This is a genomic window from Brachybacterium kimchii (genome assembly GCF_023373525.1).
Taxonomy (GTDB): Bacteria; Actinomycetota; Actinomycetes; order Actinomycetales; family Dermabacteraceae; genus Brachybacterium; species Brachybacterium kimchii.
Genome location: NZ_CP097218.1, coordinates 2,912,826 through 2,932,224, shown reverse-complemented (window position 1 = coordinate 2,932,224; position 19,399 = coordinate 2,912,826). Strand labels below are relative to the sequence as shown.

Sequence of the window (19,399 nt, the reverse complement as noted above, 5' to 3'; positions counted from 1 at the left end):
TCACGCCTCCGCAAGCGCGCGGCGCAGCACGTCGGTGCTCGCCGGGCGCGCGCCCTTGGGGCGTGCCCCGGGCGTGCTCGCGCGGAGCGCCTCGGGATCGGCTGCGTAGGGGAGCGTGTAGGCCTCGCGTCCGCGTTCGAAGCGCCATCCCTCGCTCAGGGGCCCGGCGTCGAGGGCGTCGTAGCCGAGAGCGTCGAGAAGGTGGGTGACCTCGGCCTTGGCGTCGGCGTCATCGCCCGCGATCGGCAGGGCCGATCGGTCCGGTGCGCCGCTCGGACGCGCGAGAGCCAGCAGGTGCGAGTACACGATGTTGTTCAGACCCTTGACGACGCGCGCGTCGGGGAAGTGTGCCGCGGTGAGGCCCGAAGTGGTCGCGCCGGAATCGAGTGCGGGGATCTTCCCGTCGCGCTCGGGGTAGTGGTTCATGGTGTCCACGACGATGCGTCCCGCGAGCAGCTCGGGATCGAGCGAGGTCAGCGTCAGGAGCGGCACGGTGAGCACCACGATGTCGCTCGCTGCGGCCTCGGCCGTGGTGCCGGCTCGAACGTGCGAACCGATGTCCTGGGCCAGGTCCTCGAGAGTCGAAGGCCCACGGCTGTTGCTGAGCACCACGTCGATCCCGGAGGCCTGCGCCAGGCGCGCGACTGTCGATCCGATGTGCCCGGCTCCGATGGTGCCGATGGTGGGTAGGGACTGTGGGTCTGCCATGGTCCGACCCTAGCCCGCGGGCTCGTGCGCCCGGACGACACCCTTACCCCTGTTGATGCGCGGGCCAACCCCGACACCAAGATGCGAACCGTTCTCAGAACATGCTACGGTCCTGCGCATGACCCACTCAGGAACCATTCTCACCAAGCGGCGACGATGGGGGCTTCTCGTCGCCTCCGTCTCCGCCTCGATGCTCGCCCTCTCCGGATGCGGAGCCGGGGGCGGGGAGTCCGCCGCCTCCGACGGCGAGGACTCGAAGAAGTCTGCGGCGCAGGCCGCCTCCGACCGCACCGAGGTCGGCGCGCTCACCCCGCGCATCGTCCTCGCCCACGAGGGCGGCGTGACCACGCTCGACTCCTCGGACGGCGAGGTCATCGACGAGACTCCCGTCGAGGGGTACGTGCGTCTGAATCCCTCGGGCGACGGCCGCAGCGTCATGGTCAGCGCCGGATCCTCGATCACCGCCTACGACACCGGCCTCATCGCCCAGGCGCACGGCGACCACTTCCACTACTACACGCAGGACCCGGCCCTGCTCTCCGACGTCACGATCCCCGCCGAGGAGCCCGGCCACGTCGTCCCCCACGGCGAGAGGACCGCGACCTTCGCCGACGGCACCGGCGCGATCACCGTCTTCGACTCCACTGCCCTCGCGGACGGACAGCTGAAGACCGTCGCCGAGACGCGGACCGACGCCCCGCACCACGGCGTCGCCGTGCCGCTGTCCGACGGGTCGCTGCTGCACACCGTCGGCACGGAGGACGAGCGCCACACCGTCGTTGTCGAGGACGAGAACGGCAAGGTCACGGCGAAGACCGGGGACTGCCCGGGCGTCCACGGCGAGGCCGCCGCGAAGGCGACGGAGGGCGGCGACGTCGTCACCCTGGGCTGCGAGAACGGCCCCGTCATGTACAAGGACGGGACGTTCCACAAGATCGACGTCGACGAGGACTTCCAGCGCTCGGGCAACCAGCAGGGGCATGAGGACTCGCCGATCGTCCTCACCGACTACAAGGTCGAGGAGGACCCCGAGGGCGGCATCGAGCGCCCCACGAAGGTGGGCCTGCTGGACACCCGCGACGGCTCCTTCGACACCGTCGACCTGGGCTCGGAGTACTGGTTCCGCTCCCTGGACCGCGGGCCCGACGGCGAGGCGCTCGTCCTCACGGCCGACGGCGAGCTGAACATCCTCGACCCCGAGAGCGGCAAGGTCCTGCACGAGACGAAGGTCGCCGAGGAGTGGACCGAGCCCGACCAGTGGCAGGAGGCCGGGCCGATGCTCTCGGTCGCCGACGGCACCGCCTTCGTCGCCGACTCGAAGAACAAGAAGCTCACGCTCGTCGACATCGACACGGGCAAGGCGTACCAGGAGATCGACCTGCCGGAGGTCCCCCACGAGATGCAGGTGACCACGGGCGCCGCCTCGGGCGAGTACGAGGTCTCCCCGGGTGCCGACGACGGCGGCGAGCACTCCGAGGAGGGCCACGACCACGAGGATCACGCGGAGGACGAGGCCGCCTGAGCGCACCGGATCCCCCGCTTCGATGTCTCTGGGTGAGACCTCACGCCCATATACGCGTTGAGGCCTCGCCCGGAGACATCGAAGCCTTTCCGCCCGCCGACCCACCCGCCTCCGACCCACCCGCCTCCAGGCCGCCCGCCGCCGTACAGTGGACCGCGCCCGTTCCGGCATCGTCCAGCAGAGAGGCGACCTCCCCGATGACTGAGCTGCGCGACCGTCTGCGGAAGCTCCCCGCATTCCCGGCCGATCTTCCCGTCCTCGACCCCGACTCCGTCCCCGAGGACCCCGAGACGCTCTTCCGCGACTGGCTCGAGGAGGCGATCGCGAGCGGAGCGCGCCAGCCCCACGCGATGACGTTCACGACCGTGGACGAGGCGGGATTCCCCGTCGGCCGCACGCTCATCCTCAAGGACATCGAGGACGGCGGCTACCAGGTCTCGACCCACCGCACCTCCCGCAAGGGAGCGCAGCTCGAGCAGGACGCGAAGGCGTCGATGATCTTCTTCTGGCGCGAGTCCGGGCGGCAGGTGCGCATCACCGGCACGGTCATCGCGCTCGACGACGAGGCGTCCCAGGCCGACTGGGCCTCGCGCCCCAGCTTCACCGGTGATCCCAATCCCGACTGGCAGGTGTACGCCCTGGTCCCGAGCGCCTTCGAGTTCATGCAGGCGCGGGAGGACCGCCAGCACACGCGGATCGAGTACACGGCCCAGGGCCAGGCCGATCCCGACGCGACCGCCCCGTCGAGCGCCGCCGCGCGCACCTGGACCCACGGCCCCGTCCCGACGCCCGCCGGCTGACCGCGCCCTCCTCCCCCTCCACCGCTTCCTCCCGGCTCCGCCGTCCGCATGTCCGCGAACTCCGCCCGAGCCCGACATGAACGAACGCGAAGCCTGGGTCCGCAGATCGGCCGTCGGCCCTACAGTGGCCCCATGGACATCGCTGTTCTCGGGGCCACTGGAACCATCGGATCTCTCGTCGCCGACCGCCTGGAGGCGGCCGGGAACGACGTGAGGCGACTCAGCCGCGCGAGCGGCGTGAACACGGAGACCGGGGAGGGGCTCGAGGCCGCTCTCGAGGGCGCGGACGTGGTCGTCGACGCGACGAACATCGCCACGATCCGCGCGACGCCGGCCGTGCGCTTCTTCGCCCGCAGCGCGAAGAACATCGCCGCGGCGGCGAAGAAGGGCGGCGCGGGACGCGTCGTGTGCATCTCGATCGCCGGGGTCACCAAGCCGGGCGCCGCCCTCGGCTTCGGCTACTACCGGGGCAAGTGCGCGCAGGAGCGCGGCTACCGGGCGGCGCCGATCCCCACCACGATCATCCGCTCCGCGCAGTGGTTCGAGCTCGGCGAGCAGATGGTCGCCCAGGCGAGCCTCGGTCCCGTCGCCGTGTTGCCGCAGATGCGCATGGCGCCGCTGGCGACCGAGCGCGCCGCCGACCACATCGCCGAGGAGATCATCGCGACCGGCCGCGGCGTCGTCCCGGAGATCGTCCCCGGCCAGAACGCGCGCCTCGCGCCCGAGGACGGCGAGGACCCGCGCAATCGGATCGTCCGCCTGCGCGGACCGGAGGAGATGACGTCCGCACAGCTCGTGCGCAGGATCCTGGGCTCCCGCGGCAGCGTCGCCGGGCGCTCGCCGAGCCTGGTCGCGGAGTACCCGTACCTGGGCAGGCAGCTCGCCGGGGGCGTGCTCGTGCCGTCGTCCGAGGGCACCATCGTCGACGACCTCACCCTCGACCAGTGGCTCGTGGCATGAGCAGGGCGGCGGGGGTCCTCTGAGCGGCCGTCGCCGCTGGTAGCGTGCGCCGACCAGGTTCCCTTCCGAGGATCGGAGATGCAGATGGTCGGACGCGATCGCGATCGCGGTCAGGCACAGGAACGGCGGCGGCTCGGCGCAAGCGACGAACCCGTCGAGGATGCGCTGGTCGAGGAGTTCGAGAAGACGGTCGCCGAGGGGGCCAATCGGCTGAACCGGACGTGGCGTGCACTGATCATCACCGGGCTCTTCGGGGGCATCGACGTCGGCATCGGTCTGCTCGCGATGCTCGCGGTCCTGGACGCGACCGGTTCGAAGCTCCTGGGAGGCATCGCCTTCGGCATCGGCCTGTACGCCCTGCGGTTGGCCCACTCCGAGTTGTTCACGGAGGACTTCCTGCTTCCCATCAACGCCGTGGTCTCGCGGCACGGCACCTGGCGGCAGCTGCTGCGCCTGTGGTCGGCCACGCTGGCGACGAACCTCCTGGGCGGCTGGGCATTCTCCTGGCTCGTCGTCGCCGCCTTCCCCCGGTTCGACGAGATCCTGGTGGAGACCGCGAAGGGCTACATGGCCGGAGGTCCCACGCTCGAGTCGGGGTCTCTCGCGGTGCTCGCCGGATTCACGATCACACTGATCACCCGCATGAACCAAGGGTCGAGCGAAGGCATCGCCACCCTTGCCAACTCCCTGATCTCCGGCCTGCTCGTGGTCGGTCTCGGCATGCTGCACGGCGCGCTGAGCTCGTCGGTCATCTTCGGGGCGATGCATGCGGGGGCCGACATCCCCTACACCGACTGGCTGGTGTGGTGCGCCTGGGTGATCCCACTGAACATGGCGGGTGGTCTGGTGATCCTCACCCTGCCGCGACTGGTGCGCACCTGGGAGCTCGTCGTGCGGGAGCGTGCGGCCCAGGACCCGGAGGACGAGACGCCCTCAGTGGTCGTATGATCGCTGGTGAAACAGCCTCCGTCGCATATACCGGACGCTAGGAGGGGTCTGGGGTCGACCCGGGGGGCGCGCGGTGGTGTGCTGTCACGCAGCTTCCGCCCCCGATGCTTTGGAGTCGATGATGACCCTCCCCGGATCCCGCCCCGTCCACGCCCCGCGCGGCACGGAGATCACTGCGAAGAGCTGGCAGACCGAGGCGCCTCTGCGCATGCTGCAGAACAACCTCGACCCCGAGGTCGCCGAGCGGCCCGACGACCTCGTCGTCTACGGCGGCACAGGCCGGGCCGCCCGCTCCTGGGAGGCGTTCGACGCGATCCTCGCCTCCCTCGCCGACCTCGAGGACGACGAGACGCTGCTGGTCCAGTCCGGCAAGCCCGTGGGCATCCTGCGCACCCACGAGTGGGCGCCGCGCGTGCTCATCGCGAACTCGAACCTCGTGGGCGACTGGGCGACCTGGCCCGAGTTCCGCCGCCTCGAGGCCGAGGGCCTGATGATGTACGGCCAGATGACCGCCGGCTCCTGGATCTACATCGCCACCCAGGGCATCCTCCAGGGCACCTTCGAGACCTTCGCCGCGGTCGCGGCCAAGCGCTTCGGCGGATCCCTCGCCGGGACCATCACGCTGACCGGCGGCTGCGGCGGCATGGGCGGCGCCCAGCCCCTCGCCGTCACGCTGAACGGCGGCGTCTGCCTCATCGCCGACGTCGACCGGACCCGCCTCGAGCGCCGCGTCGCCAAGCGCTACCTCACCGAGATCGCCGACGACCTCGAGGACGCCATCGCCCGCGCGAACGCCGCCCGCGAGGAGCGTCGCGCCGTCTCCATCGGCATCGTCGGCAACGCGGCCGAGGTCTTCCCCGCCCTGCTCGCGCGCCACCGCGCCGGCGACGTCACGATCGACGTCGTCACCGACCAGACCAGCGCCCACGACCCCCTGTCCTACCTGCCGATCGAGCACGACATGGACTCCTGGCACGCCGAGGCCGAGGCCGATCCGGAGGGCTTCACGAAGAAGTCGCGCGAGTCGATGGGCCGCCAGGTGCAGGCCATGGTCGAGTTCGCCGACGAGGGCGCCGAGGTCTTCGACTACGGCAACTCGATCCGCGACGAGGCCCGACGCGCAGGCTGCGAGCGCGCCTTCGCCTTCCCCGGCTTCGTCCCCGCCTACATCCGCCCCCTGTTCTGCGAGGGCCTCGGCCCGTTCCGCTGGGTGGCGCTCTCGGGCGACCCCGAGGACATCGCCGTCACCGACGCGGCGCTCAAGGAGCTGTTCCCCGAGAACGAGCACCTGCACCGCTGGCTCGACGCCGCGGGCGAGTTCGTCGAGTTCGAGGGCCTGCCCGCCCGCATCTGCTGGCTCGGCTACGGCGATCGCGCGAAGGCCGGGAAGCTCTTCAACGACCTGGTGCGCGACGGCAAGGTGAAGGCGCCGATCGTCATCGGCCGCGACCACCTCGACTCCGGCTCCGTCGCGAGCCCCTACCGGGAGACCGAGGGCATGCTCGACGGCTCCGACGCGATCGCCGACTGGCCGCTGCTGAACGCGCTCACCTCCACCTCCTCGGGCGCGACCTGGGTGTCGATCCACCACGGCGGCGGCGTCGGCATCGGCCGCTCGATCCACGCCGGGCAGGTCGGCGTGGCCGACGGCACCGAGCTCGCCGCGCGCAAGCTCGATCGCCTGCTCACCAATGACCCGGCCATGGGCGTGCTCCGACACGTGGACGCGGGCTACTCCCGTGCCGCCGAGGTCGCCGACGAGCGCGGCGTGCGGGTGCCGATGACGCCGCACGTGCGCGACGCCGACGATCCCGACGCCGCCCAGCGCGCGGCGTCCGCGAAGGCCGGCGCGACCGCCGCGCCGGCGAAGATCTGAGGAGGCGGACATGGCTGCGACCAGCTCCACCGTCGAACGCCGGAGCATCGAGTTCGTCCCCTCCTCGGAGCGCCACGGCGGCGTCACCCAGCAGTTCACCCTCTGGTTCGGTGCGACCCTCCAGATCACGGCCGTGGTCGACGGCGCCCTCGCCGTCGTCTTCGGCGCCCACGCGCTGTGGGCGATCATCGGCCTGCTCCTGGGCAACCTGTTCGGCGGGGCCGTGATGGCCCTGCACTCCGCGCAGGGCCCCAAGCTCGGGCTGCCGCAGATGATCTCCAGCCGCGCGCAGTTCGGGGTGATCGGCGCCGCGCTGCCGCTCGTGCTCGTGGTGCTCATGTACCTCGGGTTCGCCTCGACGGGCACCGTGCTGTCGGGGCAGGCGATCAACCGGATCCTCCACGTGGACGCCCCCTGGGTGGGGATCGTGATCTTCGGCCTGATCACCTTCGTGGTCGCGGCCGTCGGCTACCGCTGGATCCATGGTCTGGGCCGGATCGCGACCGTGCTGGGCATGCTCGGCTTCGCGTGGATCACGATCCGGATCTTCACGGCCTACGACGGGGCGCACCTGCTGGCCGACGCGACCTTCGGCGCGGTCCCGTTCCTGCTGGCGATCGCGCTCGGCGCCGGCTGGCAGCTCACCTTCGGCCCCTACGTCGCCGACTACTCCCGCTACCTCCCGGCCGACACCCCGGCGCGCCGCACGTTCACCGCGACCTTCGCGGGCTCCGTGCTGGGGTCGATGTGGGCGATGACGATCGGCGCCCTGCTCGCGTCGATCCCGCACTCGAGCTTCCTGGACAACCAGGTCGGGTTCGTCGGCGAGCTCGCAGGGGGCGGACTCATCGCCCTCGTGATCTACCTGGTCATCGTCTCGGGCAAGCTCACGATCAACACGCTCAACGCCTACGGCGGGGCGATGACGATGCTCACCACCGTCACCGGCTTCTCGAAGCGCAGCGTGGTGCGGCCGGCCCTGCGCCTGGTCTTCGTGTTCACCTTCCTCGCGCTGTCGGTCGTGATCGCGCTGGCCGCCTCCGCGGACTTCCTCGACAACTTCAAGAACTTCGTGCTGCTGCTGCTCATGGTCTTCACGCCGTGGAGCGCCATCAACCTCGTCGACTTCTACCTGGTCTCGAGGGAGCGCGTGGACATCCCCGCGCTCTACGACCCCGAGGGCAGGTACGGCGCCTTCGACGTCCCGGCGCTGATCACGTACGTGATCGGCATCCTCGTGCAGATCCCGTTCCTCGCCCAGTCGATGTACACGGGTCCTCTGACCAAGATGCTCGGCGGGGCCGACGTGAGCTGGATCGTCGGGCTCGTCGTCCCCGGGGCGATCTTCCTGGTCTGGGGGCGCGCCACGCGCCGCCCGCCGGAGCGCACGATCCTGCCCGAGGGCGCGGACGACGGCGCGGCCACCACCGGAGCCGGGGTCGACCCCGACGCCGACGGGGACGCCGCCCACGACGCCGAGGAGGTGCGGCGATGAGCCTCGCCCAGGACTTCGACGCCCGCTGGGCGCAGCTGCTGCCCGTCGGACGCAGCTCCGAGACCGGCGGCTACCGCCGGTACGCGTGGACCCGCGAGGACCACACCCTGCGGGAATGGTTCGCGGGGGAGTGCGCGGCCCTAGGCCTCGACCTCACCGAGGACCGCATGGGGAACCAGTGGGCGTGGTGGGGCGATCCCGACCGCACCCCGGGCGTCGTCATCGGCTCCCACCTGGACTCCGTGCCCGACGGCGGAGCCTTCGACGGGCCCCTCGGCGTGGTCTCCGCGCTCGCCGTCGTCCGCGAGCTGCAGGCGAGCGGCTTCACGCCCCGCGTGCCGATCGGCATCGTGAACTTCGGCGACGAGGAGGGCGCCCGCTTCGGCGTGGCCTGCGCGGGATCGCGCGTCCTCACCGGCGCGATGACGCCCGAGCGGGCGCTCGGGCTCACCGACGCCGAGGGCATCAGCATGGCCGAGGCGCTGCGCAGCGCAGGCCGCACCGCGGACATCGGCCCGGATCCCGCGGCGCTCGCCCGGATCGGCTCCTTCGTCGAGCTGCACGTGGAGCAGGGCCGGGCCCTCGCGCTGCTCGATCCGGAGACCTCAGCGGTGGCCGTCGGGACCGACATCTGGCCCCATGGTCGCTGGCGCGCGGACTTCACCGGCCGCGCCGACCACGCCGGCACCACCGCGCTCGCGGACCGCGAGGACGCGATGCTCGAGGCCGCCCGCTTCGCGCTCGCCGCCCGCGAGGCCGCCGAGCGTCGCGACGGCGAGCACCGCTGCGTCGCGACCGTCGGCAAGGTCAGCGTGCAGCCCGGCGGCGTCAACGCGATCCCCTCCCACGTGACGGCCTGGCTCGACGCCCGCTCCCCGCACGAATCCCTGGTGCGCGGCGTCATCGAGGACCTCACGGCGATGTTCCCGGGCGCGCTCCGGGAGGAGTCCTGGACCGCGACCACGCGCTTCCACGACGAGCTCACGCTGCGGGTGCGCGACGCCCTGGGGCCGGAGACGCCGATGCTCGGCACCGGCGCCGGCCACGACGCGGGCATCCTCGCCCAGGCGGACGTGCCCACGACCATGCTCTTCGTCCGCAACCCCAGCGGCGCCTCCCACACCCCCGAGGAGTTCGCCGAGCCGGCCGACTGCCACGCGGGCGTCGAAGCGCTCCTGACCGTCGTCCGGGACCTCGCCTCATGAGCGTCGACCAGAGCGGGGTCCAGGGCGGAGCGGCCCCGGACCAGGGCGGAAGCACCCCCGGGAACGGAGGACGCTCCTTCTGGTGCGAGCACGCCCTCCTGCCGGACGGTCCGGCGGCCGGCGTCCGGGTGGTCCTCGGTGAGGACGGGCGGATCAGCGCGGTCGAGCGGGCCGAGGCGCGGACGGGCGACGAGATCCTGCACGGGGTCACCCTGCCGGGGTTCGCGAACACCCACAGCCATGCCTTCCACCGCGCCCTGCGCGGCCGCACCCACGACGCGGGCGGCACCTTCTGGACCTGGCGCGAGCGGATGTACCACGTGGCCGCGCGCCTGGACCCCGAGAACTACCTGGCCCTCGCACGCGCCGCCTATGCGGAGATGGCGCTCGCCGGCGTCACCGCGGTGGGCGAGTTCCACTACGTCCACCACCAGGTCGGGGGCGTCCCCTACGAGGACCCGAACGAGATGGGCCGCGCGCTGCAGCAGGCCGCCGCGGAGGCGGGCGTCGCCCTGACCCTGCTGGACACCGCCTACCTGCACGGCGGGCTCGACGAGACCGGCCACACCGCGCTCTCCCCGGAGCAGGCGCGCTTCGGCGACGCCGACATCGACGCCTGGGCGCAGCGCGCGGGCGGCCTGCGCGCGGAGGGCACGTTCCGCGTGGGCGCCGCCCTGCACTCGGTGCGCGCGGTGCCCCTCGCCCAGCTCCGGGAGGCCGCCGCCCTCGTCCCCGCGGTGTGCGACACGGGCTCCACGATCGCCCCGCTGCACGTCCACGTGAGCGAGCAGCCCGCCGAGAACCGTGCGGCCCTCGCCCGCTACGGCCTCACCCCGGTGGGACTGCTCGCCGAGGCGGGCCTCGTCGGCCCCGATCTCACCGCCGTGCACGCGACGCACCTGACCGAGGAGGACGTGCGTCTGCTCGGGGCCGCGCGTTCCTGGGTGAGCCTGTGCCCCACGACCGAGCGGGACCTGGCCGACGGCATCGGCCCCGCCCGCGCGCTCCACGACGCCGGGGTGCGGCTGTCGCTGGGCAGCGACCAGCACGCCGTCGTCGATCTCGTCGAGGAGGCGCGCGCTGTGGAGATGCACGAGCGGCTCACCACCCACGAGCGCGGCCGCTTCACCCCGCAGGACCTGCTGGCCCTGGCCACCGGTCACGAGAGCCTCGGCCGGGAGGGCGCCGGCCGGATCGCGCCCGGCGCCCGCGGCGACCTGGTGACGATCCGCCTGGACTCCGTGCGCACGGCCGGTGCCGATCCTGCCCAGGTGCTCCTCGCCGCGAGCGCCGCGGACGTCACCACGGTGATCCGCGACGGGGAGACGATCGTTTCCGACGGCCGGCACCGGCTCGGGGACGTCGGCGCCCTGCTGCGCGACGCCATCGCACCCTTCTGGGAGGACGCATGACCACCACTCTGCTCACCGGCATCAGCGAGCTCTGGACCCTGGACCCCGCGTTCGAGGACGCGCCGCTCGGCGCCTCGAAGGAGCGCGGCGCGGCCGACGGGCAGATCCAGCGCGAGGCCGCCCTCGTCATCGAGGACGACCGCATCGCATGGACGGGCCCTGCGACGGCGGCGCCCGCTGCCGACGAGCGCATCGACCTCGAGGGGCGCGCCGTGCTGCCGGGCTGGGTCGACTCGCACACGCACCTGGTCTTCGACGGCGACCGCTCGGCCGAGTTCGAGGCCCGCATGGCCGGACAGTCCTACGCCGCCGGCGGCATCCAGGTCACCACCGACGCGACCCGCTCCGCGGACGATCACCGCCTGGAGACGCTGGTCAGGGGCCGGATCGGCGAGGCCGCCGCCGGCGGCACCACGACCCTGGAGACGAAGACCGGCTACGGCCTCACGGTCGCGGACGAGGCCCGCGCCGCCGCGCTCGCCGCCCGCCTCGTCGCGGAGGGCACGCTCGACGAGGCGACGTTCCTGGGGGCCCACCTGGTGCCCTCCGAGTACGACGGCGCCGACGGCCGCCCGGGCCCCGCCGAGTACCTGGACCTGGTGGTCGGGCCGATGCTCGAGCAGGTCCGCGGGAGCGTGCGCTGGATCGACGTGTTCTGCGAGGACGGCGCCTTCGACACCGCCGCCTCCCGGCGGGTCCTGGAGGCGGGGCGCGCCGCGGGGCTCGGCCTGCGCGTGCATGGCAACCAGCTCTCCGGCGCGCAGCGCGGCGTGCAGCTCGCCGTCGAGGAGCACGCGGCGAGCGTCGACCACCTGAACCACCTGGAGCCGGCCGATGTCGAGGCCCTCGCCGCGACCGTCGGCCGGTCCGTCGCGCCCGGCGGCGACCCCGTCGGACCCGGCGCGAGCGACGGACTGCTCGCGGTCGATGCGGGGCCGACGGTCGCGACCGTGCTGCCGGCCTGCGATCTCTCCACGCGCGCCCCGCTCGCGCCCGCACGCGACCTGCTCGATGCGGGAGCGCACCTCGCGATCGCGAGCAACTGCAACCCCGGCACCTCGTACACGAGCGCCATGAGCTTCTGCGTCGCGACCGCCGTGCTGCAGATGCACCTGAGCCTCGCCGAGGCGATCCGCGCCGCGACCCGCGGAGGGGCCCTCGCCCTGCGGCGCTCCGACGTCGGCCACCTGGGCGTCGGCGCGCGCGCCGACCTGCACGTGCTCGACGCGCCCGCCGCGATCAACCTCGCCTACCGCCCCGGCATGCCGCTGACCCACCAGGTGTGGCGCCGCGGGCGCCGCGTCGCCTGACCCCGCCCGAAAGGACCCCACCCCGATGAGCACCGCCCCCGCCCCCGCGTCGACCGACGCCCGCGAGACGATCACCCTCGCGAGCTCCGACCTCACCCCGGCCGACGTCCTCGCCGTCGCCCGTCGCGGAGCCCGCGTCGAGCTCGATCCGTCCGCCCGGGAGGAGGTCGCCCGGGTGCGCGCCCACATCGACGCCCTCGCCGCCCCCGGCCACGCGCCGGTCTACGGGGTCTCCACCGGTTTCGGGGCGCTCGCGGACACCTCGATCGAGCCGTCCATGCGCCACGCCCTGCAGCGCTCGCTGATCCGCTCCCACGCCGCCGGCACCGGTGACGAGGTCGAGCCGGAGGTGGTGCGCGCTCTCATGCTGCTGCGCGCGAAGACCCTGGCCACAGGGCATACGGGCGTGCGCCCGATGGTGCTCGAGACGATGCTCGCGATGCTGAACGCGGGCATCACGCCGATCGTCCACGAGTTCGGCTCGCTGGGCTGCTCGGGCGATCTGGCGCCGCTCGCCCACTGCGCGATCGTGCTGATGGGGGAGGGGCGCGCCCGCGGGGCCGACGGGGTCGAGCGCCCCGTGCCCGAGCTGTTGGCCGAGGCGGGCATCGAGCCGGTGCTGCTCGAGGAGAAGGAGGGCCTGGCGCTCATCAACGGCACCGACGGCATGCTCGGCATGCTGCTCATGGCCCTCGCCGACCTCGAGGAGCTCGTGAAGATCGCCGACCTCACCACCGCGCTCACGGTGCAGGGCCTGCGCGGGCGCGACAGCGTGTTCCGCCCCGAGCTGCACATGCCGCTGCGTCCCCATCCGGGCCAGGCCGCGTCGGCCGCGAACATCCTCGCTCTGCTCGAGGGGTCGCCGATCATCGCCGACGTCGCCGCCGAGGGCTCCCGCGTCCAGGACGCCTACTCGCTGCGCTGCGCCCCGCAGGTCGCGGGCGGCGCACGCGACACGATCGCCCACGCGCGCACCGTCGCCGAGAGGGAGATCGCCGCCGCGATCGACAACCCGGTGGTGCTCGACGACGGCGAGGTCACCTCCAACGGCAACTTCCACGGCGCGCCCGTCGCCTACGTGCTGGACTTCCTGGCCGTGGTCGCCGCCGACCTCGCCTCGATCTCCGAGCGCCGCAGCGACCGCATGCTCGACAAGTCCCGCTCGCACGGGCTGCCGCCGTTCCTGGCCGACGACCCCGGCGTGGACTCCGGGTTCATGATCGCCCAGTACACGCAGGCCGCCCTGGTCTCAGAGATGAAGCGCCTCGCCGTGCCCGCGAGCGTCGACTCGATCCCGTCCTCCGCCATGCAGGAGGACCACGTGTCGATGGGCTGGCACGCCGCCCGGAAGCTTCGTCGCTCCGTGGACTGCCTGCGCCGCGTGCTCGCGATCGAGCTGCTCACGGCCTCCCGCGCGATCGACCTGCGCGCCCCGCTCGCGCCCTCCGAGGCGTCGGCCGCCGCGATCGCGGTGCTGCGCGAGAGGGTCGAGGGTCCCGGCCCCGACCGGTTCCTCGCGCCCGACATCGCCGCCGCCGAGGAGCTGCTGGCCGACGGGTCGGTGCTCGCCGCGGTCGAGGGGGTCGTGGGGAAGCTGGGGTGACGCGGGTCGGCGTCGGCAGGGTTCGGGGTAGACGCCGGGTCAGCCTTCGCGGATCGTCATCGTGGCGATCTTGTCGCCCTCGAGGTCGAAGCGGAAGCTCGACGGGCCGTTGGCGTGTCGAGAGCGCCAGTCGCCGACGACCGTGACCGAGTCGCCGGCGGTGGTGACGGAGGTGATGGCGAGGGTGGGAGCGGAGCCGATGAACTCCTTGTCGCTCCATGCATGGATCTCATCGAACCCGGTGAGCACCTTGCCCCAGTCGTCGACGGTGGGGTTCGCGGTGAACGCCTGCGTGAATGCGGTCGTGTCGCGTGCCATCACGGCTTCGAGGAACGAGGCCACGGGCTCAGGAATGGTGTCGGTCATCGGTGTCTCCTGTCGTGAGGGGCGCTGTCAGCGGGTGGTGTAGCCGCCGTTGGCGAAGATGGTCTGGCCGGTGATCCACCAGCCCTCGGTGGCGAGGAATCGGACGATCGGAGCGATGTCCTCGATCTGCGTGAGCTGGTTGCCCATCGCCTGCGACTTGTGGAACTCGACGCGGTCCGGGGTCTCCTGACCGTAGAAGAACGGCGTATCCATCGGGCCGGGGGCCACGGCCGTCACGGAGATGCCGCGCTCGGCGAACTCCTTGGCCGCGGCGCGGGTGAAGTGCTCCACCGGCGCCTTTCCGCCAGCGTACGTGGAGTAGCCGTCCGTGAAGGCTGCCAGCAGGGCGGTGACGATCGTGATGATCTTGCCGTTGTCCGCGACGTGCTTGCCGGCCTCCTGGATGAAGAAGTAGGCGGCCTTCGCGTTGATGTCGAACATCGAGTCGTACTCGGCTTCGGTGGTCTCGACGATCGGCTTGCGCAGCACCTTGCCGGCCGTGTTCACAGCGACGTCGATCGTGCCGATCTCCTTCTCCGCGTCGGTGAAGAGCCGGGCGATGTTGGCGGGGACCGTCAGGTCTCCCTGGAAGATCTCGGCCCGCCCTCCGGCCTCGCGCACCGCGGCGCGAGTCTCCTCCGCATCGGCCCGACTGGCATCGGAGTTGTAGTGGATGGCGACGTTCGCGCCGGCCTGCGCGGCCTGCCGGGCGATCAGGCCGCCCAGGTTCTTCGCGCCGCCGGCGATGAGGACGTTCTTGCCTGCAAGGGTCGGATCCGTCATCTCGCAACCTCCATGTCGTAGATATGTAACGCCATAGCGGCGATACAGTAGGTAATGTAGCAGCATGACAGAGCATGAGGGAAGCGGTACACGGGAGCGCCTGATCTCCGCTGCGGCGGAGCTCATCGCCGCCAGTCCCGGTGAGGACTTCTCGCTGCGCGCGGTGTGCGACGCCGTCGGCGTGAAGATGCCGACGCTGTACCACTTCTTCGGCTCCAAGCAGGGGCTGATCGACGCCGTCGTCGAGCACGGCTTCGACGTGTACCTGGGCCAGAAGGAATCGATGGGATCCTCCGGCGATCCCATCCAGGACATCCGGTCGGGATGGGATGCGCATGTGGCGTTCGGCCTGGAGAACCCCGGCTTCTACACGCTCATGTACGGCAAGGTCCGGCCCGGCCATTCCCCGGAGGCGCAGTCCCGCCCGAGCGAGATCCTCCGAGGGCTGACGGCGCGTGCGGCCGAGCAGGGTCGCCTCGCGGTGCCGTCCGACCAGGCCGCGGCCCATGTCCTGGTCGCCAACATCGGGGTGACGCTGCGACATATCGTCCTGGCGCAGCCTGATCCGGAGCTGTCCGCCGCCGTCCGCGAGGGAGTCATCGCCGCCATCACCGGCACTGCCCGCGACTCCACGGATCCTGTGGCCGCGACGATCGAGATCGTCGCGGCTGCGCCGGACGTCCTCGGGGAGGCGGAGTCCGCGCTGCTGCTCTCGTGGCTGACCCGTCTGCGTGGAGAGCGACGCGACGATTCGGGCTCGCGGTAGTCCTGTCGCTGCGGGGTGCGAGCCATGGTGGGAGCTTCGCGGTGGGGCCGTCCCGGCGGCAGGCGTGCGGGCGATCCGCGCCGAATGAGCCGTCGGGCGTCGAGGAGAAGGGCTAGCTGCTCACGATGCGCGGGTGCGCAGCCTGCCGAGGGCCAGAGCCTGACTGCCTGCGAAGGCGGCGACATCGACCGCGATCGCGAGGATCACCAGAACGGTGAAGACTGCGGCCGCCGTGAAGGACACGGCGGCCACGGCGAGCGTTGCGGCCACGTTGGCGGTCATCACGATGCGCAGCGCGGTGCGGAGGTGCAGCCTCGAGCGCATCCACTCGACCGCTCCCGCCCACACCACCACCGCGACGCCGGCAGCGGCGACGAGCCAGGTGGGCAGCGACGTCGCCGTGGAGATGAGTGGCGAGGCCGCGGCGACGATGACGCCGAGGACGAGGCAGTAGAGCGCGTCGAGCCGGAGGCTGAGCATCCCGAGTCGCTGTCCCTTCATGAGCACGAGCCTACTGCGTCCGCGCCGCCTGCCACCGCTGATAGTGGGACCAGTCGAACATGATCGGGCCCGCCTGGATGCGCTTGCCCGAGCGCCCTCGGACCTCGACCACCGGGGCGCCCCAGGAGTGCTTGTCGGTGATCGACACGATGTCCTCGTAGGAGATCGTGCGCGTGCGCCCGAGGATGCCTCGCATGGTGAAGGCCGTGGGCGTCGCCTCCACGTAGACCACGAGGTAGAGCACCAGCAGCACGAGGCCCAGCAGCATCATGCTCGGGCCCGCGATCATCATCTGCCGCCCGTTCTCGGGGTCGGCGTCCTCCGTCGTCCCGACCAGGCCGATGAGCGCGCCGAGCAGGAGGATCAGCAGCCCGGCGATCGGCCCCAGCAGCGGCATCCGCCGGCGCACGGGGTCCTGCGGGCGGCGGTGCGCGTCGGGCCGACTGCGCCAGCGCACGATGATCGAGCTCGTGACTCCGACGCCGAGCATCACGCCCAGCACGAGCAGGTACTTCAGGGCCGCCGGGAGCAGTGCCTCCCACTCCAGGTGCATGCGCACAGCGTAGGCCTGCGTGGGGCGCCATCCGGTGCGGCGGGTCCTAGGACCCGCCGTGCAGAAGTCGGCCTCGGTCCGATGGTGCGGGCGAGAGCGCCGGAGAAGACTTCCGGATGTCAGAGATGACCGCTCGACGGAAGGACCGTGATGACTCACCCGATGACGCGCAGGGGCCTGCTGATCGGAGGAGCGATCGGCGCGATCACCCTCGCGGGCGCCGCCCCCGCTCTCGCAGCGGACCCGACGTTCGATGAAGCCTTCTTCACCCGCGACGAGGGTGCGCAGTACACAGGGGACATCAAGATCGACGCCATGCTCGACGCGCAGGTCGACAACGCCAAGCTGATCATGGCCGTGGGCAAGGGCCACGACATCCCCCGGTTCGGCATCGAGGTCGCGCTCGCCACGGCGATCCGCGAATCCATGCTGCTGAACATCCACGCGGCCCTGGACGCCGACTCCGGGGGCCTCTTCCAGCAGCGCCCCGCCGCGGGCTGGGGAACCCACAGCCAGGTCTGCCACAAGCTCCTGGCCACCAAGGCGTTCTACGGGGTCCCCGGCTCTGAGCACACGAACAACAACGGCCTGCTCCAGACGGCGGGCTGGGAGGACATGTCGCTGTGGGAGGCCGCCTCCGCGGTGCAGAGCCCACGAGAAGACCTCAAGCCCCGTTACCAGGACTGGGCCGCCGCAGCCACCGACATCTACAACACCTGGGGCTCGATCGCCCCGTTCACGGGATGACCGAGGACGAGAGGAAGGACAGCAGCATGACGGAGATCGCGACGAACGCACCAGACATGGACTGCGCGACTCAGACTTCCACTGTGGACGCACGGTGCACTGCGAAGCCGACACGACGCCACCTGCTCATGGGCCTCGGCGTCACGGCTCTGGCCGGCGTCGGCGTGACCGCGCTGCCGGCGACCCGCGCGTCGGCGGAGCCCGTGCACGGCACGAGCAACCCGGGACTCTCCGGCCAGTGCACCGAGGGCGCGGCACAGAAGTTCCGTGAGCAGTACGGCTACTTCCCCGCGCTGACCGGCAACGCCGCGCAGTGGGACGATGCCGCCGGGGCAGCAGGACTGAGCGTCTCCGCCGACGCGAAGGTCCATGCGATCGTCGTCTTCGAAGCCGGGGTGCAGGGTGCGGACCCGAACTACGGTCACGTCGCGTGGGTCGACGCGGTGGACGACGCCGGGGTGCACATCACCGAGATGAACGGGCCGCCCGAGCTCGGCGGCGGAGTCGGCGTGTTCGACTCCCGCGTCGTGCAGGACCTGCCGGGGATGAGCTACATCCATCCCTGACAGCCGCACGCTCCGGCGTTCCCACGACGAGCCCCGGACCCCCATCGCAGCCCCCAGCGATCCGGTGGCCCCGCGCGCGCCGGCCCCTGACTGCCGTCCTCTCGACGGGGGCCAGGGGTCGGCGCTTACTCTCGATCCGTGAGCACGTCTTCCACCGCGCCCCCGCCGGGCACCGCCGATTCCGAGAGGCAGCGCGACGAGACCACGGCGACGATCCTGCGACGCACCGCGCGTCGCCTGCGCGCGATCGACCAGGACCGGCCGCGGGACCGCTACGAGGCGGTGCACCATGCCGCCACGACGCTGCTGCCCGTCGATGCGCTCGTCGTCGGACTGTTCCGGGACGATCTGATGGTCGTCCCGTATGCCGAACAGCAAGGTGTGCTCGAGGCGCCCGACGTGTTGCATCTTCGCGCCGGCACCGCCGCTCGCTGGGTCCGCGACACGGGGACCACGTACCGCTTCGGCGACGACGACGGCCGGATGCTCTGCGACTCCGTGTCCTTCGGCGACGGTTCCGAACCCAGCCGTGACGCCGTGCTCGCTCCGATCCGTGACCGCGATGACGCGGTGCGCGGATTCCTCGGCGTCCACTCGCTCGTCGAGAACGCCTTCGACACCGGGCACGTCCGCATCGTCGAGGCCCTCGCGCACCTCCTGGGCACGGTCGCCGATGATCCCGGCACCGGTATCGAGGACGAGACCCTCCACGCCCAGTTCCCCGAGCTCGTGCCCTCGACGGGGGACGGCATCGATCAGCTCCACGAAGCGGCGAGCCTCATGGACTCCGTGCGCCGAGGTCTCCTCGCGCTCCCGTCGGCCGTCCCGGAGGACGCCCGGGACGAGGTGACCGCACGCGCTGAGGTCCTCTCGCGACTGTGCGAGGAGGCATCCACGCATCTGGCGCAGATGGCGGCCACGGCCCCCCTCCCGGCGTCGGACGCCGCGACATCGCCCGACCCCGGCCTCACGCCGCGCGAGGAGGAGATCGCGCTCCTCATCGTCACCGAGAACCTGACGAACGTCGAGATCGCCGAGCGGCTGTTCATCTCGGTCAAGACGGTGAAGACCCATGTGGGGGCGATCCTGCGCAAGTGCGGCCAGACCCAGCGCTCCGGCCTCGCGCTCGTCCTCCACGGCGGAGCGGACGGCTCGCTCGCGAGCTCCCGCTCGACGACGGGCTGATCCCGTCCCCGCGAGCGGTGCGGCGGAAGGGGTCCTAGGACCTCCAGGGCGAAGATCGGACCGGGACCGATGGTGCGGGCACGGGGCGGCGGT

At 71.9% G+C, this 19,399-nt stretch carries 19 protein-coding genes; 14 read left to right on the top strand and 5 right to left on the bottom strand.

The genetic code is table 11. The annotated features are described in order from the left end of the window. Positions 1 to 708, bottom strand: coding sequence for an NADPH-dependent F420 reductase (locus tag M4486_RS13415; RefSeq protein ID WP_249477749.1), 708 nt, complete (start codon positions 706 to 708; stop codon positions 1 to 3). Between the two features lie 118 nt (positions 709 to 826). On the opposite strand from M4486_RS13415, the gene M4486_RS13410 reads away from it, so the two are divergent. The 10 genes from M4486_RS13410 to hutH all read left to right on the top strand — a co-directional run bounded on the left by M4486_RS13410 (position 827) and on the right by hutH (position 13,839). Further along, positions 827 to 2,230, top strand: a complete 1,404-nt coding sequence (locus tag M4486_RS13410) for a hypothetical protein (RefSeq protein ID WP_249477748.1) — start codon at positions 827 to 829, stop codon at positions 2,228 to 2,230. Between the two features lie 197 nt (positions 2,231 to 2,427). After that, positions 2,428 to 3,030 carry a pyridoxine/pyridoxamine 5'-phosphate oxidase gene (locus tag M4486_RS13405; protein WP_249477747.1) on the top strand — a complete coding sequence of 201 codons (603 nt, stop codon included), beginning with the start codon at positions 2,428 to 2,430 and terminating at the stop codon, positions 3,028 to 3,030. 132 nt (positions 3,031 to 3,162) lie between these two features. After that, the gene (locus tag M4486_RS13400; protein ID WP_249477746.1) at positions 3,163 to 3,990 is read left to right on the top strand and encodes an SDR family oxidoreductase; all 828 of its coding nucleotides are present in this window, start codon (positions 3,163 to 3,165) and stop codon (positions 3,988 to 3,990) included. A 78-nt stretch (positions 3,991 to 4,068) separates the two neighbouring features. Then, complete coding sequence (locus M4486_RS13395) at positions 4,069 to 4,938, top strand: formate/nitrite transporter family protein (protein WP_346731750.1); 870 nt, start codon at positions 4,069 to 4,071, stop codon at positions 4,936 to 4,938. Between the two features lie 121 nt (positions 4,939 to 5,059). Then, the gene (hutU, locus tag M4486_RS13390; RefSeq protein WP_249481144.1) at positions 5,060 to 6,814 is read left to right on the top strand and encodes a urocanate hydratase; all 1,755 of its coding nucleotides are present in this window, start codon (positions 5,060 to 5,062) and stop codon (positions 6,812 to 6,814) included. Positions 6,815 to 6,824: 10 nt separating this feature from the next. Continuing rightward, positions 6,825 to 8,309: a purine-cytosine permease family protein gene (locus M4486_RS13385; RefSeq protein WP_249477745.1), complete on the top strand. Its 1,485-nt coding sequence runs from the start codon at positions 6,825 to 6,827 to the stop codon at positions 8,307 to 8,309. Then, entirely contained in the window at positions 8,306 to 9,514 is a 1,209-nt protein-coding gene (locus M4486_RS13380; RefSeq protein ID WP_249477744.1) for an allantoate amidohydrolase, read from the top strand. The genes M4486_RS13385 and M4486_RS13380 overlap by 4 nt, the downstream gene beginning before the upstream one ends. Continuing rightward, positions 9,511 to 10,926 carry a formimidoylglutamate deiminase gene (locus M4486_RS13375; RefSeq protein WP_249477743.1) on the top strand — a complete coding sequence of 472 codons (1,416 nt, stop codon included), beginning with the start codon at positions 9,511 to 9,513 and terminating at the stop codon, positions 10,924 to 10,926. Before M4486_RS13380 ends, M4486_RS13375 begins: the two co-directional genes overlap by 4 nt. Further along, positions 10,923 to 12,236 carry an amidohydrolase family protein gene (locus M4486_RS13370; protein WP_249477742.1) on the top strand — a complete coding sequence of 438 codons (1,314 nt, stop codon included), beginning with the start codon at positions 10,923 to 10,925 and terminating at the stop codon, positions 12,234 to 12,236. The genes M4486_RS13375 and M4486_RS13370 overlap by 4 nt, the downstream gene beginning before the upstream one ends. Positions 12,237 to 12,261: 25 nt before the next feature. Beyond that, positions 12,262 to 13,839 (top strand): histidine ammonia-lyase, encoded by a 1,578-nt coding sequence (hutH, locus tag M4486_RS13365; protein ID WP_249477741.1) that lies wholly within the window; start codon positions 12,262 to 12,264, stop codon positions 13,837 to 13,839. Between the two features lie 39 nt (positions 13,840 to 13,878). On the opposite strand, the gene M4486_RS13360 is transcribed toward hutH, so the two are convergent. Further along, positions 13,879 to 14,205, bottom strand: a complete 327-nt coding sequence (locus M4486_RS13360; RefSeq protein WP_249477740.1) for a nuclear transport factor 2 family protein — start codon at positions 14,203 to 14,205, stop codon at positions 13,879 to 13,881. 27 nt (positions 14,206 to 14,232) lie between these two features. Continuing rightward, on the bottom strand, positions 14,233 to 14,988 hold the full coding sequence (locus M4486_RS13355) for an SDR family oxidoreductase (protein ID WP_249477739.1): 756 nt from the start codon (positions 14,986 to 14,988) through the stop codon (positions 14,233 to 14,235). Positions 14,989 to 15,052: 64 nt separating this feature from the next. Here M4486_RS13355 and M4486_RS13350 point away from each other — a divergent pair, with 64 nt between their 5' ends. Continuing rightward, positions 15,053 to 15,754 (top strand): TetR/AcrR family transcriptional regulator, encoded by a 702-nt coding sequence (locus tag M4486_RS13350; RefSeq protein WP_249477738.1) that lies wholly within the window; start codon positions 15,053 to 15,055, stop codon positions 15,752 to 15,754. Between the two features lie 120 nt (positions 15,755 to 15,874). On the opposite strand, the gene M4486_RS13345 is transcribed toward M4486_RS13350, so the two are convergent. Both M4486_RS13345 and M4486_RS13340 read right to left on the bottom strand, forming a co-directional pair. Next, a complete protein-coding gene (locus M4486_RS13345) occupies positions 15,875 to 16,255 on the bottom strand; it encodes a hypothetical protein (protein ID WP_249477737.1) in 381 nt (126 codons plus the stop codon). 10 nt (positions 16,256 to 16,265) lie between these two features. Further along, the gene (locus M4486_RS13340; protein WP_249477736.1) at positions 16,266 to 16,808 is read right to left on the bottom strand and encodes a hypothetical protein; all 543 of its coding nucleotides are present in this window, start codon (positions 16,806 to 16,808) and stop codon (positions 16,266 to 16,268) included. Between the two features lie 150 nt (positions 16,809 to 16,958). Here M4486_RS13340 and M4486_RS13335 point away from each other — a divergent pair, with 150 nt between their 5' ends. From M4486_RS13335 to M4486_RS13325, 3 genes are all read left to right on the top strand, one after another. Continuing rightward, on the top strand, positions 16,959 to 17,555 hold the full coding sequence (locus M4486_RS13335) for a hypothetical protein (RefSeq protein ID WP_249477735.1): 597 nt from the start codon (positions 16,959 to 16,961) through the stop codon (positions 17,553 to 17,555). Positions 17,556 to 17,638: 83 nt separating this feature from the next. Then, positions 17,639 to 18,121, top strand: a complete 483-nt coding sequence (locus M4486_RS13330; RefSeq protein ID WP_249477734.1) for a CHAP domain-containing protein — start codon at positions 17,639 to 17,641, stop codon at positions 18,119 to 18,121. 138 nt (positions 18,122 to 18,259) lie between these two features. Continuing rightward, positions 18,260 to 19,306 carry a helix-turn-helix transcriptional regulator gene (locus tag M4486_RS13325; RefSeq protein ID WP_249477733.1) on the top strand — a complete coding sequence of 349 codons (1,047 nt, stop codon included), beginning with the start codon at positions 18,260 to 18,262 and terminating at the stop codon, positions 19,304 to 19,306. Positions 19,307 to 19,399 lie beyond the last annotated feature (93 nt).

Coding starts and splice junctions, on each gene's coding strand:
- hutH (WP_249477741.1), top strand. CDS start 12,262: ATGAGCACCGCCCCCGCCCCCGCGTCGACCGACGCCCGCGAGACGATC.
- M4486_RS13345 (WP_249477737.1), bottom strand. CDS start 16,255: ATGAAGGGACAGCGACTCGGGATGCTCAGCCTCCGGCTCGACGCGCTC.
- M4486_RS13355 (WP_249477739.1), bottom strand. CDS start 14,988: ATGACGGATCCGACCCTTGCAGGCAAGAACGTCCTCATCGCCGGCGGC.
- M4486_RS13375 (WP_249477743.1), top strand. CDS start 9,511: ATGAGCGTCGACCAGAGCGGGGTCCAGGGCGGAGCGGCCCCGGACCAG.
- M4486_RS13385 (WP_249477745.1), top strand. CDS start 6,825: ATGGCTGCGACCAGCTCCACCGTCGAACGCCGGAGCATCGAGTTCGTC.
- M4486_RS13360 (WP_249477740.1), bottom strand. CDS start 14,205: ATGACCGACACCATTCCTGAGCCCGTGGCCTCGTTCCTCGAAGCCGTG.
- M4486_RS13400 (WP_249477746.1), top strand. CDS start 3,163: ATGGACATCGCTGTTCTCGGGGCCACTGGAACCATCGGATCTCTCGTC.
- M4486_RS13340 (WP_249477736.1), bottom strand. CDS start 16,808: ATGCACCTGGAGTGGGAGGCACTGCTCCCGGCGGCCCTGAAGTACCTG.
- M4486_RS13335 (WP_249477735.1), top strand. CDS start 16,959: ATGACTCACCCGATGACGCGCAGGGGCCTGCTGATCGGAGGAGCGATC.
- M4486_RS13395 (WP_346731750.1), top strand. CDS start 4,069: ATGCAGATGGTCGGACGCGATCGCGATCGCGGTCAGGCACAGGAACGG.
- M4486_RS13405 (WP_249477747.1), top strand. CDS start 2,428: ATGACTGAGCTGCGCGACCGTCTGCGGAAGCTCCCCGCATTCCCGGCC.
- hutU (WP_249481144.1), top strand. CDS start 5,060: ATGACCCTCCCCGGATCCCGCCCCGTCCACGCCCCGCGCGGCACGGAG.
- M4486_RS13410 (WP_249477748.1), top strand. CDS start 827: ATGACCCACTCAGGAACCATTCTCACCAAGCGGCGACGATGGGGGCTT.
- M4486_RS13370 (WP_249477742.1), top strand. CDS start 10,923: ATGACCACCACTCTGCTCACCGGCATCAGCGAGCTCTGGACCCTGGAC.
- M4486_RS13380 (WP_249477744.1), top strand. CDS start 8,306: ATGAGCCTCGCCCAGGACTTCGACGCCCGCTGGGCGCAGCTGCTGCCC.
- M4486_RS13350 (WP_249477738.1), top strand. CDS start 15,053: ATGACAGAGCATGAGGGAAGCGGTACACGGGAGCGCCTGATCTCCGCT.
- M4486_RS13415 (WP_249477749.1), bottom strand. CDS start 708: ATGGCAGACCCACAGTCCCTACCCACCATCGGCACCATCGGAGCCGGG.